Origin of the sequence: Sulfidibacter corallicola (assembly GCF_017498545.1) — a bacterium.
Taxonomy (GTDB): domain Bacteria; phylum Acidobacteriota; class Holophagae; order Acanthopleuribacterales; family Acanthopleuribacteraceae; genus Sulfidibacter; species Sulfidibacter corallicola.
Genome location: NZ_CP071793.1, coordinates 7,727,538 through 7,746,748 on the forward strand (window position 1 = coordinate 7,727,538; position 19,211 = coordinate 7,746,748).

Here is a 19,211-nt window from a genome sequence, read left to right on the forward strand (position 1 = left end):
ATTCTTCCACTTGACATCCATATCTAACCGAAGATTGCCCTCTATCAAAACCTTGGCAAGGAGGCCCACCCGAGGTTTACTCACACTCACCTTGTCGGCGGCGCGGTAAGTTCCGAAAACGGCTCAATCGGTTACCGAACCTAAGACGGGGCTTCTTCAACCGCCTCGTGTCCCGAATGGACCGTTCCCAAAGGACACCCCATTTGGGGCATGAGGCACCCAGGTTCAACCAGAAAAATGAGTGTCCAATATCATTTACCCATAATCAATTCGGTTTCGAAAACTTGCCGGCACCCTGGCCGCAAAAACTCCTCCATGCCAACGCGTCCTTTACCGATGCGGCCTAAGGGTTCGGCCCTAACCCTCGTAAACCCAATTCACTATGGGTAAGATCAAGGAGTCAAAACTGATCTTCCCCATGCATCAATTTTCCGAAATGGTATTGCCACCTTTTTGTGGTCTCTTCTCCTCAGATTGAAGCGAGTCGTGGTTGCTGATACATCGTGGTTGGCAACAGCTCCCATGGGTCCACCATGTGCCGGGAGGGCAGTCTGAACCTTCAATGCCTTTTCCAGCCAGCGATCATGGCTCGTTTCCTTTCCACCAGCCTATTCTGGTGGTGTCATTCAGCCCTCTCGACCTTTTCCCTCCACAGTTGTCGACGACCTTGACCAGCCGAGAAAATGCCCGGCACACCCTACGGTATCTCGGTTTGGCTTCGGCAAACGGGATGGATGCGGTTTCTCGGACCCGTTGTTAGCAATCAGTTTGCTTCGTCCACCACAACGAATCAGGAATAAAACCGATTGCGTGACTCTTGGCCTTTGCGGCAGCCGTTTGACTGTGTCCATCCCACCTCTCACCGTATTGCCGCGGTGATGCCCTGTCCTCTCAGATTCTCGGTAGAGAAATGACCCCCGTCCCATGAACAGTGAGGTTCCTTTTGTCAGGCCTCGGTTGAGCAATGGACCCGGGACATCGCTACCGCGAATACCCTCTCACGCCATTGAGTAGAGACTTGGAGCTTTTACCGTCGAGGTCCCGAGCAGGTGCCATTCCTGAGCGGTTTTGGGGTGAATTCCATCGTTTGCCTGCTCAATGGCGGCGAGCTGCGTTCGGAATCCACGATAGCTGATTCTCACCTCAGGGGAGGTTTTGTCACGGTAGGGGATGACTCACTTGGTTCTTCGAACCGGGCTGGGTCACGACCCTCATGCCTGGAGTCAAGGGGCCCGAGCCGTCCCCTCCGTGACCCTTTTTCATCATTTTCGATTGGAATGGATTTATGACTCTATTCAAAAAATGGTTCGCTGGCGTACCCGATGCACTCCGATCCGCAATCCGACGGATCGGCGGACTGCCTTTCGCTTCCGCACCACTGAACGTGGACATTGCGGGGGACTCCCACATCGGCAAGCGCCGGAAATCCAACCAAGACGCCTTTTGGCACGACCCCATCCTTCGAGCCTTCGCTGTTGCCGACGGCATGGGTGGTGAAAACGCTGGCGAGGTGGCCAGTGCCCAAGCCATCCAGCATGTTGCCAGGCTTCTAGGCCAAGCCTTTCGGGAGGAAGGATGGATTTGGCCCGAAACCTGGCCCAAGGCTTCGTCTGATCCAAACCAAGGCCCGGAATCTACCCTTCTGAGGTATGTCACGCTTCTAGCCCATGAAGCGATTCTCCGAGCTTCCCGAGAAACCCGTGCTTGGCGCGGTATGGGAACGACGCTAACGATCGGAATCATCAGCGGCACTTCTCTTTTTCTGAGCCACGCCGGAGACTCTCGGGTGTACCTGCTTCGACGAGGGCAGTGGCGCCAACTTACCCGAGACCAGACTCGTGCCCAGCAGCTCATGGATGCTCGAATCGTGACCGTAGAGGTGGATCCTCGCCACCCGACCCACAGTCAGCTCGTCTCCTGCGTGGGAGGCACGAACTTAGAGATCCAAAGCCACCAAGAGTCGGTCGAACGCGGTGATCGCATCCTGTTTTGCACGGACGGCGTCTATCGGCCGATCCCGGCCGAGCGTCTGCCTCAGACTGTGGGCCAGCAAGATTTTCCGCTCGACAAAATCGTGGCTCAAATGATTGATGATGCCAATTCCCGAGGCGGACCCGATAACATCACCGCCTTGCTGGTGGAGGTGTTGTGATGAAGCCGAAAAAACCTGAGCTCAAAGCCAGTCGACCATATTTCTGCCGCAAGACAGGGGCTGTCCTTGCGGCCTGTTAGGATGCCTAGCACTCCTGGTCAACATGGGGCAAGGTTAATCCCCGTAAATCCTTTGTAACAGGTGATAGGAGCCCGCTTCAATCAACGCCTACCGAATATAGACCTTCCTGATTGATACCCGTTCTTCTGCCCTCAACTTCCTTCGCTCACCAGGCATAAGGCACTCGTTGCCCAGTATCACACAAGGACCCGATGACCCAACCGTCAACCCATCTCGGACGGCTTGGTCGGCGTGTGCCTCGGTATGCCAACATCCCGCCCTTCCCGCCAACACGCTCGAAATACGGCCCTTAACTCCTTCATCCATTTCATGAATTTCTCTGGAGTTTGACATCATGTCTGCAATTCCGATTCATCGACCCCAGCAACCCGGCTTTGCATGGCTGCTCGCCCTGCCGGTGCTGGTCGCCCTTTTGGCATTTCCCACACAAGCCCAAACACCGCCCGTCGACGCAGAACCCGGGTCGGCTCATTTCCTGGTCAGCGACGGTCGCGGTCTCTTCAGCGCCTTCGACCAGGAAGCTCTTCAGTACCAGACGCGGGACCTCCGCCTACATCCCACCGAAACGACCATTCCGCGTGCCATGGCGATCTCGCCCGATGGCCGCCACCTCGCGGTTGTCAGCGGATTCAGGCACTACCTGACCATTATCGACCGCGAATCCTGGCAGGTGACCAAACGGTTTCTTCTCGATCAGGAAGGCCTCGCGGTGGGCTGGTCCGCTGACAGTCAGCGGGTGTTCGCCACCACCGATGACGCCTGGCGCGTCAAAGCCAAGCTCTACCACTACCGCCTCAGCGACACCTACCCGCGCAAGCTCGATTTGGACCTGGATCAACCCAGCCGCATGGTCAGCTCACCAGATAATCGGACCCTCGCGATCATTGACGGCGCCTCCAATGGCAAGGTGACCCTGTTCGATCTGGAAAGCGATACGGTTTCGGCGACGGTCAATGTGGGGCACCATCCCCGTTCGCCGGTGTTCTCGCTGGACGGGAGCCGTCTGTATATCGCCAACCACGGCTCCAGCACCCAACCGGACACTACGATTTCGGTTATCGAGGTGACCGACACGCCAACCGTGGCGGCCGAAATCGAAGTCGGCGACAACCCGACCAGCCTGGCGCTGTCCCCCGACGGACGGTGGCTGGCCCTGGGCGTATACAAGCCGTGGAGCTCCGCGTCGAAACGTCGACTTCTGGCCTTCGTGGATACCCAAACCCACACACTGCTGCCCGATCACCATCAGATTTCCTCCGCCCCCAACACCCTCGCATGGACCAAGGGCAGGCTGGGCCTGTGGGCCGCCTTCGACGGCGATGTACGCCGTTTCGACCTTGAGTTGCTGGATCAGGACGATGAACCTCGAATGGTCGTCCAGTCCTATGACGCGATGCTCGGCCGCAATGGCCTCGCCCTTTATCGCGACCAGTTGCAAACACCCGACGCCCAGTACAGCGCGGTCATGGCGCCTGGCAAGGACAAGGTCTTCGCGTTCGACATCGCCAACCTGAACACCGAGCGCGCCCTGAACGTCGGCAACAAGCCTGTGGCCATGGTGCCCGGCCCCGATAGCCGATTCGTCTACGTCGCCGTGGCCAACACCAACGACGAAGCACAGAACTACATCCGCGAAATCGACTTGGCGTTCATGCGCGACATCCAGGAACGCGGTTTCGAGCGCGCCGAAGGCGATCCGGCTTGGATGCCCGACGGCGACACGGTGTGGTTTACCGACAGCAACCGCGGCATTTGGTCGACCAAGGCCAGCAACCTGTGTGTGACGGACGTGATCCCCAGCGCGACCCAATTCCAAGACATCGCCATCAGCCCAGACGGGACAACTCTCGCTGCTGTGCGCATGGGTTCGTCGCGGGTCAGCCTCTACGACCTCGACACCAAGGCCAAAATCACCGACATCACGGCGGGTTCGCAGTTGTCGGACGTGGCGTACACCGAGGACGGTTCGCGGTTGATCGCCACGAGCTACGCTTTCAATCGCGTGTACCAGATTGACACCACCACCAACCGCGTCGTCCTGACCGCCACGGTGGGCCGCAACCCCGACTCGGTGGTGGTCCACCAGGGCTTCGCCTACACCACCAACTATCGCGGCAACTCGGTCAGCGCCGTCGAGTTGGGTACGCGGAACCGGCCGATCACCATCGATCTCGGCAACCGGCCGGCCACTCTCCACCTGAACGAAGCGACCCAGCAACTCTTCGTGCTGCACGCCAACCGCACCCAAATCAGCGTGATCGACCTGACCCGTCACGAGTTGGTGACGACCTTGCGCCTGTCGCGCTTTTCGCCCAAGGTGGCGTTCAGTGCCGATGGATCGCTGTTGGCCGTCCCGGTGACGAGCCCCTACCAGGTCGCGGTATTCGACACCGCCAGCCTGACCCAGGTCGCCACGATCTCCGTGCCAAACTCACCGACCGCCGTGTGCTTTTCTCTCGATGGCGAACAGGTCCAAGTCCTGTCGAGCACAGCCAGGACACTTATGTCGTTCGACTTGGCCGACGGCTCGCAGGTCGGGAGTATTCCCGTTCAGGCGGGTGCCCGAAACCTGGTGGTTCGGCCTCGCCTCAAGCGCCAACCGCGACTTGCGTTCCCCGATCCGGGTTTCAAAGCCTACCTGGTGGCCCATTTCGACACGGACTGTGACGGCGAGTTGGACCAAAGCGAGGCCGAGGCGGTACGCGTGATCCGCTTGCCCGGCTCGATCGAAGAGCCTGGAACCGTGGCCGCTCTGACCGGCATCGAGGCGTTCAGCAACCTAGTGGCCCTGGACTGCCGAAACCAGGCCCTGACCACCTTGCCGACGCTGCCTCAAAACCTCCGCGAGTTGTGGTGCGATGGCAATCAGATCACCACCTTGCCGAATCTGCCCGAGGGGCTGCAACTGCTGTCAGCCAACCAGAACGACCTGGCCGAGTTGCCGGAACTCCCCAACGGCCTGCTGGCCTTGATGGCAACCCATAACCGTCTGGAGACACTGCCGCTCGAAACTGGCTTGGCGAGACTCCACATCCTCGATCTCGGCCACAACCCGCAACTGGATCTGACCGGATTGGTCTATCCCGAGCTTTGGTGGCTGGGGCTGAACGGGATGGAACTCGGCGCGTTCCCGGATCTCTCCGGCGTGCCTGAGTTGCGGTACCTCGACCTGGCGGACAACGTCATCGAAGCCTTGCCGTCTGTGGACGAGTTGCCTGCGGAGTTGTTGATCGTGCTCGACCGGAACCCGGTCGCGGGGACGCTGTGCGACAGCGGCGACGACGTCGTCGTGGCCACCAACCAAGGCGCCTACTTGCCGAGCTGCGGGTTTTCCAAAGTGATCGGTCGCCTGGAACCTGCTGACCTCGCCCAGTTCCTGATCGGATCGGAACTCAAGAAAGGGGAAGACCAATGAGCCTCTATCGATATGTACTTTATGCTTTATGTGTGTGGCTTCCCGTGGGAGTCCATGCCGCCAATGACTTGACCCTTCGCATCAAGCCAGGCACCACCGGCTTGGATACGGCAACCGGCATCCTGCACACCGACCAACTGCCGCCAGGAAGCGAATTCAGGGTCCAGGTCCTGCCCGATGACATCTCGCGACCCGTCAGTGCGATCCAGTTCAGCCTGCGCTACCCGGCCCATTTGATTCTGGTGGACACCGGCCGCGAAGCCGTGGGCGACCCGCCGGCGATCCTCGGCGCCGATGTCCCGACGGAACATGTGACATTGCTTCCGAAATCTCGCGATGGCCGCTTCTCGTCGGAAGGCATCGACAACGATCAAGGGACATGGACCTCGGCCTTGGTGATCGCCGATTTCGACAGCTTCCTCGAGCCATCGAGCCAGGTCCGGATTATCGCCGAGCTGCGGTTCAAGCTGGGCAACGGCGAGACACCGACTTGCGCCACCGAGGAAACTGAAATCGAACTCGTCACCTGCGATCCGGGTGAACGCATGGATTGCAGCCTGGTTGTCGACGGGCAGGGCCGGTTCATGTACAGCACCACATCGGCGGCAAAGCGAACTGTGACACTCCGCCATCAGGGTGCCGCGCAGAAGGGGAACTTAACGCGCTACCTGCCAGGCGGCGATGACCGTGTGGTCGACGCCGACGATTTCGCTGTCTTGCTGCGCTGTGTGCTGACGGGTCAGAACCGCTGTGGCCTGGCCGATCTGGACGAGACCACTTACGCTCAGGTTACCGACCTGAACTGTTCGGGCACCACCGACTTGGCTGACGTTTCCGCCTTGCTCGATCTCCTCTCGAAAACCGCGACGACTGCTGGAAAGAGAGCCACCGATGTTGGCCATGTCGCGGTATTCGTGTTGCCCGATGGCGGCCCAAGTGAACCTCTCGACCTGCTGGATGAAGCGGCTCGCGCGGCGGGTTGGCGGGTGGCCACCCCTCCCGGCCCCCAGGGACCGCCACGGTTGATCGTGTTTCAGGCGGATGGTCTCGACCTGAGGTTCCCCGCTCTTTCGTGGGGCGAAGCCGAGCCTGACCGCGTGATCTTCCTCGGGTCGGCCTCGCCTTCAATCCGAAATGACCTGCCGGCACTGCCTTCCCAAGAGGAGGTGAAGCGATGAAGACCCCGATGTTGGAGTTTAAAAAAATGCGTTTATCCCTGCTTACCTGGTTCAGTCTGTGTGTGTCTCTTTCATTGCCGGTGATGGCCCAAATCAAATCGGTCGGGCTTCCGGGTAAGGCGCCCGTCATCGCTCCCTTCGTGGAAGTGGATGCGTCCGAGTACGCCAAGCGGCTGACTAAATCCGACACCATCGTGACCGATCTGGACAAGCCAGACTTCGATCCCAACCACGCGTTCGATGCCGCCGCACCCAACGCCTCGATCGACCTGTACTCGGGCGCCTTGGTGATTCAGGAAACCGACCTGTTCTTTCCCGGCCCCTACGGCCTAAACCTGGAAGTCAACCGCGACTACCACGGTAAGATCTACGCGCCGCGCACCGAGGATCAGCGCCTGTTGAAGCCCGACACCTGGATCGGCGTCGGCTGGGAGATGAACTGGGGCATTCTCGAAGTGAAGAGCGACGAGGTGCTCACCTTCCGCCTTTCGGGCCATGCAACCCAAAACCTGTTCCTGGCCACCGACGGCACCGGCACTGATCCGGCCGGTCAACCGACACACAACTACACCTTTACCTCACCGATCAACGGTGAGCAAGTGGTGCCCTACATGTCGCCGAGCCTGTGGCGCGCCTGGAAGCACGCACCGTCTGATGACGGCGATGGTACGGACGGTTCTGATGACGGCGGTAGCGACTCCGATGGAGACGAGGACGACTCTGGGGACGGCAACGGGCCCAACGGGGAAGAAACTGATGCCATCTGGTACGTTCAAGACCCCTCCGGCAAGATCTATCAGATTCACTATGTGCTCGACAACATCCTGGGCCGCTGGCTGACCACCCGCATCTTCCATCCCAAGACGCAGGCTCAGATCACGTTTGACTATCAGCCCACCCAAATTCGCATCCTCCAAGACACTGGCACGCGCCTCAACGAGGTGTTCGTGCGCATCACCGATGGCGCCCTCGTTTCCGTGCAGGGTGGCGGCCGCACCATTCGTTACCGCGTCGAACCCTGCTTCCGCAGCCAGGATGACCCGCGCCTCTGCCTGCTCGAAGTCACCGATGCCGAAGGTCTCACCACGCGGTACAGCTACGGGACCACTGGCCTTAGCTGGCCCGGCGAGTTAACCGAGATTCACACCCCGCTCGGCGCCCGCTACACCTATCACTACGGCGAGGAAACGTTCTACCACCAGCTCAGCTCCACCGGGCAATTCACCACCCGTGTGGTTAAGCGCTGGGAGCGCGGGACCCAAACCTGGACCTACACCTACGACCACCCCATGCCGCTGGAAAAAGACGAAACCCACGCGTTTTTCCCCTCGGACCAGGCGTACCTCACCACGACGGTCGAGGGCCCCGAGAACGTGCGACGCGACCACGTCTTTTACACCTACGCGGGCATGATCGCCAACGACACCACCTACACCATCATCCCCGCTGCCATCGGCCACGAAGTCCTCAGCGTGACCTACCACCACGAGCACCTGGACGGCGAAGGCCAATGGGGCGGCCAGGTGGCATCGCACGGCTTGACCAATCAGGACGGTGCCTTCGAACTCCTGTACTTCACTCATTATAAAGACCCCGTCATTGGGGAGGGACCGAGCATTCCCTTGCCGTCGATTCAATCCAAAATGGCCATGCGGGGACAGCGCCTTGATTTCAATACTGGCGGATACCGCAACATGCAGGTCTTCTCCACCAGGCAGACGACCTACGGGACCGGCCCGACGACGGGCGATCCCGGCGTAAGCAAGTTCACCTGGATCCGCACCCCGTTTCCCAATCCCGAAAGGGTGACCACGCTGACCTGGGACTCCTATGCCGAGGACGACCAACACCAGGTTGAGGAGACCTTGACCTACCTGCGTACCGGCGAGCAGCTCATGCACAACCAGGTTGGCTTGGTGGCCCAGCGCGTCATCCGCCACAACCGGGCCGATGCCGACACGGGCCTCGATGGCAAGCGCGGTATGGCGAATGCGGTCACCTACACCTATCGCTACAACGCATTTGGGGACCTGACTCAAAGGACTACCCACGACCACGTGACCGGGCAAAGTGCCCAGACGCTCATCCTACGCGACTATGGCGGTCAGACCTACACCGCGATCCGACCCAACCGCGATCCTGTCACGGTGCATATGGATGCCAGTCTGATCGTTCGGATCATCGTGGACGGCACCACCCTGCGCTCGGCAACCTACGATCCATTCGGCAACATGCGCACCTTCACCAACAGTCTGGACCAAACCACCGAGTTGTTCTACGACGATGCCGACCGTATCGAGCGAATCGTCCCGCCCATGGGGCCGACCACGGAACATCATTACACCGTCGGTGTAGGTGCGACCGTGACCAGCCGGACCGGCAGCGGCCCGGCTGAAACCCTCACGTTTGATCCTTATGGTCGCAAGACGGGCCACACCCATGACTTAATCCCCGATGCACAGTTTCAATACGGGTATGACGCCCTGGATCGGCTCGCGTCCGTCACGCATCCACGCGGAGGCGTTACCACCTGGACCTACGACGAACTCGGCCGTACCCGAACCATGACCCGTCACCGGGATGGTGTGGCTGAAGTGCTGACTCGGGAGTACCACGACTTTCACGGCACGCGGACGGTGGATCCCAAAGGGAATGCGACCACCCTGTGGTACAACGGCCAAGGCGCACCCTACCGCCACATCGACGCATTGGGCATTCCCAGCGACTACCAACACGACGCGCTCGGACGCTTGATCCAAATCGACCGAGGCCGGATCACGCGGAACCTGAGCTACAGCGGCACAGGCCTTTTGTTGTCGGAGTCCCACCCAGAGAACGGCTATCGCAAATTCCACTACAACGATGCGGGCGATTTGATCACGACCCGGTTTTTCGGCGATGTGCCCAACGGTCAAAACGACCCTTTCCGAGTGGTAGGTCTGACCTACGACGGTCGCGGTCGGACCATCGAGGAGCGGGTGATGCCTTCGGGCCCCTCGATCAACTACACTTTCGACAGCGAGAACCTGACCCACATCGAGAACGAGCACAGCCGGTTCCACTTCGAGTACGACGGTGCCAATCGGCTGTCGGCCCGCCACGTGCTGTGGAAGGACGCGAACCAGGAACTGACGACCCGTTTCGACTACGACGAAGGAACTGGTCTCGTGTCTTCGATCGAGTACCCATCAGGGACGCGCGTTGCGTACCACATCGAAGAGGGGGCTGTACGCGGGGTCGAAGTGTCCGGCAATGGTGGCGCCAACGAGCTGGTGTCGCGCATCGACTACACGGCGGGCATGGGGAGCAGCCCAAACCCGATGGTCAAGAGCTTTGGCTTGGGCAACGGTCTGAACGAAACCCGCCTGCTGGACGACTACGCCCGCCACGCCGGAGCTGAAGTCACCGGCCAGGCGGGAACCCTGTTCCGCCGCGAGTTGGCCTTCGATCCGAACGGCATGGTCACCGGCCGCGCGACTTGGCTCGATGGCGACACGCAGCGCGAACCGGACGTCGCTGCCAGCTATCGGTACGATCCCTTGGGTCGGGTCACGTATGCCGATTACCGCAGGGCTGAATGGACGGATCCGGGTCACTCGAAATTCCAATTCGAAGACTTTTACTACGACATCCACGGCAATCTGCTCGCGCGCGGCGGAAACATCGAGCGAGCCCCACTACGCTACCTCAGCACGCCGGACCGCAACGGTGACGGCGACATGAACGTGCGCGACCTGTGGGGCATTCAGCTCGGCGAAGTGGATGGCGGCGAAGCGAGCGCGAGCGACGATCTGGACGGTGACGGCGTTGTGGACATCGGCGACTTAGCTCGGCAAGCACTGAACTTGGCGCCGTTCGTGAAGAAGCAGGACGCCAACCCGACGCGCCTGCCGGGCTGGGAATACAACGACGACGGCAGTGTGACCACCACGCCGGATGGCGAATCCTATAGCTATAACGATTGGAATCAACTGGTTGGCTACGGTGATGGCCGACGATTGAACTACGACGCCGAAGGACGCCGGCTGGCCGAGTGGAGCGAGGGTGAGCCCACGCGCAAGCTCACGCTGTTCAACGCGGGTGGCAAACCGATCGCCGAATACGAGCACGACGCCGAAAACCTGGTTTTGTTGCGGGAGATGTACCACTTCGAGGGCGCTCCGATCGCAGCCGACATCTACAGCCGGGATAGCGAGGCCTGCCCCGAGCGGGTGTACTACCACCGCGATTACCTGGGTAGCCCGGTCCACTACAGCGATGAGAACGGCGATCTGGTGGGTGGACAAGGTTTTACAGCGTTTGGGAGCACCTGGAACAAGGATTTGGATTGCGTGCCGGTGCAAGACGGCTTCACCGGGCATCAAAGCTTGTCGGGCGCCGAGTTGACCTGGATGCAGGCGCGGACCTACAACCCAAAATACGGCAGGTTTCTGCAAACAGATCCCGTGACGGTGACCAGTGAACGACTGTTCGATCCGGAGCAGTTGAACTTGTACGGATATGTCCGTAACAGTCCTGTTTCGGCAGTTGACCCTACAGGCGAGATTGCGTGGGCAGTTGCTGGCGCTCTCATTGGTGGAGGTGCTGACTTAACTTGGCAGCTCATTCAAAACGGAGGTGACTTCGGTAAGGTCGACTACATGAGTGTTGCTGTAAGCGCAGGAACAGGGGCCTTTGGTGGCGCAGGTCTCAAGGTTGCTGCGAAAGTCGGCGGTTCTGTGGTAAAAACCTTCGGAAAACAATTCGGGAAAGAATTCCTCGATAACGCAATCCCAATTCCGAGCACCAAAGAGCTAAGAGAGGCCGGGCTGCCAAAGATTGTGGGTAGCCAAAAAGGCCTGCGCGACCCAGGGTATGTGGATGTGCTTAAAGCAGATATGAAAAATGGTGACTTTGATTACAAATCATTGGACGGGAGGATTGGTATTAATACCGACCATTCTGGTACCGTCCAGATCAACGGAGGACATCACCGGATGACTGCTGCATTAGAGCACATGAAAGAAACCGGAGATTCGAAACCTGTAAAAGAGCTTCTAGATAACGCACGCCCTACCGAGGTCCCTAAGTTGACAAGTCAAGAAAGTCTTGGAAGAACAAAAAATCAAGCATCTTCTGCTAATCCGGAGAAAAAATAATCCTATAAAGTGTTGTGGCACGCGGTGCTTCGCGTGTCACAACAATAAAACGAACCTGCGCCTTTCTTAGGTTAAGCCCTTCTCTTTAAAGGAATGATTGCACATGCACAGTTTCTCTCAGTTTTTTTCAAGATCGCCAAAAAAGGAGAAATTATGAGCGTATTGATTCATTCAAACGGGTTCGAATTCTACAATAAATTCATCCCTCCGTTTCAATTAAGGGGTGGAGATAATATTCTGTTAAATATCAATATCCCTCTCTCTGGAAGAACAGGAAGGGGGTTGTCATCAATTTTAACGGGACAAAAGAGAGAACCACACCTGCATGTTTCTGGGAGGGGTTCTGTTGCACAAGTCCCTCTGTGTCAGTTTGACATCAAAAGACATTCTCTTAAGCACCCTCTTGATAAAAACATTATGGATGAGTTTAGACTATCTGACCAGGCTGTCCTTCGAAACATACAAAAGAACTGGCAGAAAGTTGACCTGAGAACGCTGGGATTCCTTGACAAGATAGTGTTTTCAATATCTTCTCTTCCGAACTGTGATTTTGTCGTTTTTTCTCAATCATGCTTAGATCCAAAAAATCGAAATAGCATTATGCGTGCAGTAAAGAAAAACGAGCGCTTTTCAGCTTCAATAGCCATTGATTTTAGCTCTACTTTCTCAGATTCGGAAGAAGGGTGGACCGAACTACATGCCGAACCTATACCCGATTTTCCCAAAAAACTATTTTATTTTTTTTAATATCACCCTCAAAAAACGATCGTCTATTTCTGTCAAACCATTGTGCATACTATGGTTTCGGCATCGGCCTCCCTGCTGAGTATTGCCCTAGTTATTGGTTTTCTTAACGAGGCCAGAACAACAACTCATGCGTTGTAGCTTGATTAGCCAACAGTTACGAGGGCTCCTGCAGGATCGTTGATGACGTATCTCGGCACCACCCCCAAGTCCGGACCCTACGATCGCGAACGAGCTGAAAGGTCGCTCCGGCTGCTCCATTGGTTTCAGGGGCTGCCCAAATCCTAATACCGAATTGTACCCGGTCAACTCTGACCGCGCTATCCGTGGCCAACAGCGGGTTTACGAGAAGCATGGATAAATAAAATCATCCGTCGCGCGGGCCCCGCCTGATTGGGCTCGATCCTGGGTGCGGAACCCGAGGCTGGGCCAGCCTCGCTTCGCTGTTCCGGCTTGCCCCACCTCGAAACCCGCCCCCGTGTTCCGCCCAAATCAGGGAGGCCCGCGCTTAGCTGCCTCCCGCAACGGGAGGAACACGTGACCGTTCAGTTCTATCCAACCAAGCCCATCGTCGCCTACCACCTGGGTGACCTTTTTTTCAGGCAATGCACCTCGTCCCTCGAATCGTTTGCCGATCTTGGCGCCGGTACCGGCAATCTCACCCGCGGTATTCTCAGCAAATACCCCCAAGCATGGGGTCAACCCACAGCCCACCTGGTCGAACCGGTTCGTCGTACCGACGGCAAAGGCCACTTTGAATTGCAATCCTTTGTGGATCAGTCGGACGCCCGACTCTACCAAACCACGGCCGAAGAATTCGCGGTGACCTATGCGACACCGGATATGGTCGACGCAGTGATCTGCAATCCACCCTTCGGTAAACGGATCGGAACCACGTCACTCGACGAGCTGGTCACCGACATCCACCTGCCGCAACTCTTCTGTTTCGAAAGCTATTTCCTGTTCCTCGCCAGCCAGATCGCCAAAACCTGGATGATGTTCATTCTGCCCGACAGTTTCGCCAATCAAGCGGAGAATCAATTCATGCTCAGGCGGCTGGCGAACATGGGTTGGAACCTGCAAGACCTTCGTCGCCTTCCGCTCGACGCCTGCGATAACTCATTGGTCCACATGAGCCTTTGGCTTTTCAAACGAGTGGGACCCACAGAAACGGTCTTCGACTGGGTTGACCGAGCGATTGCCACCGCCCAAGCTCACAATGGGTCACCTCTTTACCGACAGGTCACCGAGGAAACCGTCACCAACCGCCACGGCCCACTGCAGGGCTATCTGTTGCCGGAAACACCCCTCATCTCCTCTAGTCAGGCATTCAAGACCACCAAGGTTTGGGCACCCGATCTGACCGTTCCGGCAATCCACTGGACACCCGAGCCCCAACCGATTGGAACTCTTTGGGAACGCCAAGGATGTATGTATGCCTTGACGGATTCAGGCTGGGCACCCGCCAACGAGGGTGGCTACGCCGAGGGGCTACCCGTATCGAAACCCTTTCAGAGGGCTCGACGTGCCCATGCCTTATTCCGTGCGGGCTTGGCTTATACGGCGTACACCCTGCTGGAATGCCTTGATCTCGCCGCGCTTCGGAAAGAATACGGTACTTTCGGCTTTGGCAGCTTTCTGGCCGGTTTGGAAAAGGGCCCTTCGGTTCCAGATCCCATCGCCCGAGATCTGGCCAATCTGCGCCTGGTCAACATTGCGGCGGATCTTTTAACCGGGTTTGAACAGCCGGTGCACCTGGCCCGCATTGGCGATGCCTTGTTTGATCCTGATTCTCTAGATGTCCCGCAAATCGCGAGTTTGGCCGTGCGTTTTGGTGAAGACCGATTGCTTCCGCAGAATCGAAAAACCTTGGACGAAGCCCTGCAAAGCCATCAGATTCCACTGAGCCAGTTGAAGCTTCGGGCGGCCTGGATTCCTAGGCCGATGATCGAAACACTGTTCGGGCTCGCAACCGGCCGTGATGGGTTCTACTACTCGCCCCGAAGAAAAGCACCGATGCTGACGGCGTTGTACTCGGGTGTGGTGGCCTATTTGAACTACGGCCGTGGCGGCAAACGCATCAGGGAAGGTGATCCAGACATCTATGAATTGGCGTGCCGAGAGTTCGCAAGTTGGGCCAATGGTTGGGCACGCCCGGAAGCGCCTCACCTTCGCCGTCAACTTCACCTCCACTACTTGGCCACGAAAACGGAAAGCACGAATGTATTGGCCTGCCTTGGTTCCTTACAACCGAGCGTCCCCCCGCATTGGTACCAGAAGGAAGACGTCCCGTTCATGCTCTCAGGCGGACTGCTGGCTTGGGATGTGGGCCTCGGCAAGACCTTTGGTGCCATCCTCGCGGCCGTGTCACACGGAAGTAAAGCGGTGATCGTGGTGCCCTTGGCGGTCCTCTCGAAATGGGCGAAAGAAGTGCGCATTTTCTTCCCCGAGTTACCGTTTCGTGTGCTCGGATTTCGTAAGAGCAGGCGCGATTCGACGAAGTACGTACGCAGTACCGCCGACATGGAACAACAGGTGCGCGATTCGTTTTTCAACCCAACGATCCGAATCATCTTGACCACCTATGAGCGTTGGGCGGCGCTGACCTTGGACCCCCAAGAGCGGATCCGAGCCGACAAAGAGGAGGCCTTGGACCGCTACGGTTCAAGCGACAATGAGACGATCAAGAAACAGCGAGCGGCCTTCGTGCAATATGCAGCGGAACGGAACTACCACTTCGGTGGCCTGTTCAAATTCACCGATCTGCCCCTGAAAAACCTGCTCTTGATCGTCGACGAGGCCCACAACTACAAAAGCCTGTATGCGATGCCGACCGGTGGCTGGGGCGACTCGCTGGTCATGGCGGGCGGCTGCGGCGAATCGAAACGGGCCCGCGACTTGAGGATGAAGGCCGACCTGATTCGCGAAGCGGGCGGTAAGGTTTTGGGCTTGACGGCCACCCCGGTCACGAATTCGGTCGCGGAAGCCTTCAACATGCTGCGGCTGTTCTACCCAGACGCCTTGGCGAAACGAGGCATTTACTCGGTGCAGGCCTTCATCGACAGCTTCTGCACCATTGAGCCGATCTGCACGGTCAAGTTGAGCGGGCAGGCGGTGATCGGAAACACGATCACGGGCTTCACGAATCTGAACGAACTGAAATCGATCTGGCAGGAGGCCATGATCGCGCGCACGGCCAAAGATGCCAAGCTGAAGCTCCCCGAAGTAGAAGAAACCGTGATCCGCATCGAGCCCAAAGGCGACCTGGCCCTGTATATCGACGACCAGAAGGAGCAGCTCGCCGAGAGCCTCAGTCAAAATCCAAGTGACTCCGATACCAAGGTGCCCCACCTGTTTACCGTCATGGCCCGGTTGAACGCGGTGGCGGAGTACCCTGGTCTCTGTGATGTGGAGAGCAATCCGAAAATGACACGCATGGTCGACCAACTGATGCAGTTGTATCGCGAGACGACAGGTGGCCAAATCGTGTTCTCGGACATGACAGAGGCGCAACAGGCCATCAAGCGAAAGCTCGTCGAAGGAGGCATCCCAGAAGCCGAACTGGCGATCATTAACAGCAAGACCTGTAAAACGTTGGCGCAACGTCAGAAGATTCAGGACGATTTCAACAGTGGCCACACACGGGTCGTCATCGGCGGCGTGGTCGCGAGTGAAGGCCTGGACTTACAGAAAAACGCCGTGGCGATCCACTTCAACACGATTTGCTGGAACGCGCAGGCGATGCACCAGCGAACGGGTCGGGCGGTCCGGCAAGGGAATCCCCACCCACGGGTGCACCTCTTCTATTACTTGCTGGACGGGACCCTGGTTGTATACCGGTTCGCGACCTGTCAAAACAAAAGCCACTGGTGGGAAATGCTACGCAAAGCACAAACCGACAATATCCAGGAGTCGGTGTTCAGTGAGGGGATCTCAGATGAGATGATCGCGTCGCTGGCACCCGATCCGGTCGTGGCCCTGCTTGAATTGAAAAACCTACGCCGAGAGAAAGAACTGGCCAAGCAGATGAAGGACTTCAGGAAGCTGTTGCTTCAGATGTTGGAGTTTATGGGACCGATTCACCAAGGGGGTGGTGCGCCGGTCTTGAGCCAGTTGGAAGAACGGATTCGGACCTTGGAATGGATTCCAGAGCGTATCGTCCAAGAAGGTCTGCGACGGGTTTGGACCTACCACCATTTTGGGCGTGCCATCGTTCCTCCGAAAGTCGCGAACAAGGCCGAGCGATGGACACGGACCATCACCAACGCACTCAAGGATTACCAACACAGATTGGATCTTTGGGGGGATTCGATTCTGGGAACCGTGTTCGGATTGACGGTAGAAGAGGGCGAGGTCGTGTTCCGTTGTACCGTCGAATCCCTGGTCCCGGAGACCTTTCGGGATCGAATTCCGGAATGCCCGGAAACCTTCATCCTGCCACAGGAAACGAAGACATCGATCAGGGATAGATTTTTGGCGCAAGGTCGTCGCATGATCGTGCTGGGAGAGTTGGGTTCCACCACATCGGACATCAAACCAGAGACGGTTATAGATGTGTCTGCCCATGCCGAAGCGGAGGAACACTCTGATCAGAGGACTGCCCAACCTGCGGTCCAACCATCGGAGAAGTCCACATCACCACACCAGGTGCCCGCAGAAGTCGAGGAGCACGCCACGGCTGCGGCAATCCCAAAGGCATCGGATTCCGACGTGAAGGTTTCTCATCTTGAACCCGAACCTGTGAGTGCGTCAGCCGGATCCGAACTGGCGAAAATGCCTACGGTTGAAGACCCTGAACCGAACACCTCTGAACCTCTGGTTGTTTGTGCTGTCTCTGTGAAACCCGAGCCTCAGGCCGTGAGCCAGATCAAAGCCGAGCCGTCCGTCACAGCGCCGAAGGCTGGTTCCAAACCCCCACCGACGACAAAAACGACGCGGCCGAAAACGCGAAACCCCAGAGTCGCCAGCAAAAAGACCAAAACAGAACGCATCTCGATGGCTAAAAAACCAGCGCAGCCCAAGCGCAAGACCAAGGTCCCCCAGGGGCAGATGCTCTTGCCAGGCATGGACGCGTACCTGAAGGGTGTCGAACCCAAAGTGGCCGAGGTCAAACCGATGCCGAACCAAATGGAACTACCCTTGGCGAAGGCAAGTTGATCTTCAGCAGGGAGCGCATTCAAGGATGCGTTCCCGTTCTTCCTCTCTCCGCAGGCTTCCCGATGGGGCGCCAAGATCGGTGCTGAACCCGACACGGGCCAGCCACGCTTCGCTGTTCCGGCTTGCCCGACTCGGAACCTGCACCGGGATGCCGCCCAAATCGGGAAGCCGCGCGCTTCCCTTGGGAGGAAGACGATGTTCCACACAGTTCGCATCCATCATCAGACCTACATAACCTGCCGCTATCTGTGCCATGGTGATTACACCGGAAGTAGCATCGAAGCTGCCAACATCCGCTATTTGGAAGAACTCAAGTTTCTCAACCCGGTTCCAAGAACCTCTTCAGATCCGAGATTTGAGAAATACTGGCACCCCACCGACATTTCGGAACAACGGTTAATCAGGTTCAAAAAAGGGAGTGCGGCCGTTCCCGACATCGAAGCCATTCGCAAACCTTTGTTCAAAACCTACTTGGATCCCTGTACCTTCCAAGTTTGGATGGCCGAGGGCCTAGCCGCCAAGTACCGGATCGCGTCCCGCCTCGAACAATACCCCATCCTATGTGAGGACTTGGTTACAGAAGTCGAAATGGCCTGGGAAGCCGAGGACTTTTCCCTGTGGATCGATGGCGATATCGGTCGCCTTCTGGAGGATGGCATGGAAGGCGTGAATCCAGCGCTCGCCAAGGTGTGGGCCAACCTGTCCGAAGATGCCCGCTTCGCGTTGTATCACACCACCAAAGAGTCGATGGGCATCGATTACCTCGCGAGTCCAGGCGGGGAGCGCGGTCTTTCAACGGGGTTATCTTGCCTGATTCCCCGCATCGCAACCTCTCTGAGCCAACACACCCTAAACACCACGAGCCAAAAGAGTGACTTTCGCCAATGATGCCTTAAGCAGTCCGCACTCTCAGAATCAGCGTTCTCGTCGTTCAGGCGACCTGAACGCTTTTTTTCAGAAAATCGGCAACTTTAAAGATCTCCGGCCGCTGCCAACAAGTGACCTCCAAGTTTTCCTTTTTTTCCTCTCTGCTACCACTCGTTTCGTTTAAACCGTTTAATATCAATAAATTAAACCATATTTCTGCACTTTCGTCTACATTGGTGTTGCGCGCCACACACCACTTCAGCGAGGTGCCCCATGGATCTTCCCTACACCGACAACGACCTGCTCTCCTTCCAACCGCTCACCCCCGAACAAATCGCCCTCCACGATGCGGATCGTATCCAAACCCTTTTTGATCCTGTGGTCGATCCCACTACCTGGTCGGTGATTCCCCGCTCCACCCGTCTTCTGTTGGAACACCCCGGCACCCACATGATCGTGGCATAAGCGGGAGACGGACG

General features: G+C 57.7%; 8 protein-coding genes. All 8 read left to right on the plus strand.

Annotated features, from left to right (window positions below; genetic code table 11):
- Positions 1-1,285 precede the first annotated feature (1,285 nt).
- Complete coding sequence (locus J3U87_RS23745; RefSeq protein WP_237378268.1) at positions 1,286-2,152, plus strand: PP2C family protein-serine/threonine phosphatase; 867 nt, start codon at positions 1,286-1,288, stop codon at positions 2,150-2,152.
- A gap of 415 nt (positions 2,153-2,567) precedes the next feature.
- Complete coding sequence (locus tag J3U87_RS23750; RefSeq protein ID WP_237378269.1) at positions 2,568-5,648, plus strand: hypothetical protein; 3,081 nt, start codon at positions 2,568-2,570, stop codon at positions 5,646-5,648.
- Complete coding sequence (locus J3U87_RS23755) at positions 5,645-6,826, plus strand: hypothetical protein (RefSeq protein WP_237378270.1); 1,182 nt, start codon at positions 5,645-5,647, stop codon at positions 6,824-6,826. The genes J3U87_RS23750 and J3U87_RS23755 overlap by 4 nt, the downstream gene beginning before the upstream one ends.
- Positions 6,823-11,964 (plus strand): RHS repeat-associated core domain-containing protein, encoded by a 5,142-nt coding sequence (locus J3U87_RS23760; protein ID WP_237378271.1) that lies wholly within the window; start codon positions 6,823-6,825, stop codon positions 11,962-11,964. The genes J3U87_RS23755 and J3U87_RS23760 overlap by 4 nt, the downstream gene beginning before the upstream one ends.
- 153 nt (positions 11,965-12,117) lie before the next feature.
- Positions 12,118-12,711 carry a DUF4465 domain-containing protein gene (locus tag J3U87_RS23765; protein ID WP_237378272.1) on the plus strand — a complete coding sequence of 198 codons (594 nt, stop codon included), beginning with the start codon at positions 12,118-12,120 and terminating at the stop codon, positions 12,709-12,711.
- Positions 12,712-13,245: 534 nt separating this feature from the next.
- Positions 13,246-17,865, plus strand: coding sequence for an SNF2-related protein (locus J3U87_RS23770; RefSeq protein WP_237378273.1), 4,620 nt, complete (start codon positions 13,246-13,248; stop codon positions 17,863-17,865).
- 195 nt (positions 17,866-18,060) lie between these two features.
- Positions 18,061-18,753, plus strand: a complete 693-nt coding sequence (locus tag J3U87_RS23775) for a hypothetical protein (RefSeq protein ID WP_237378274.1) — start codon at positions 18,061-18,063, stop codon at positions 18,751-18,753.
- Positions 18,754-19,005: 252 nt separating this feature from the next.
- Complete coding sequence (locus J3U87_RS23780) at positions 19,006-19,197, plus strand: hypothetical protein (protein ID WP_237378275.1); 192 nt, start codon at positions 19,006-19,008, stop codon at positions 19,195-19,197.
- The last annotated feature ends 14 nt before the right edge of the window (positions 19,198-19,211 follow it).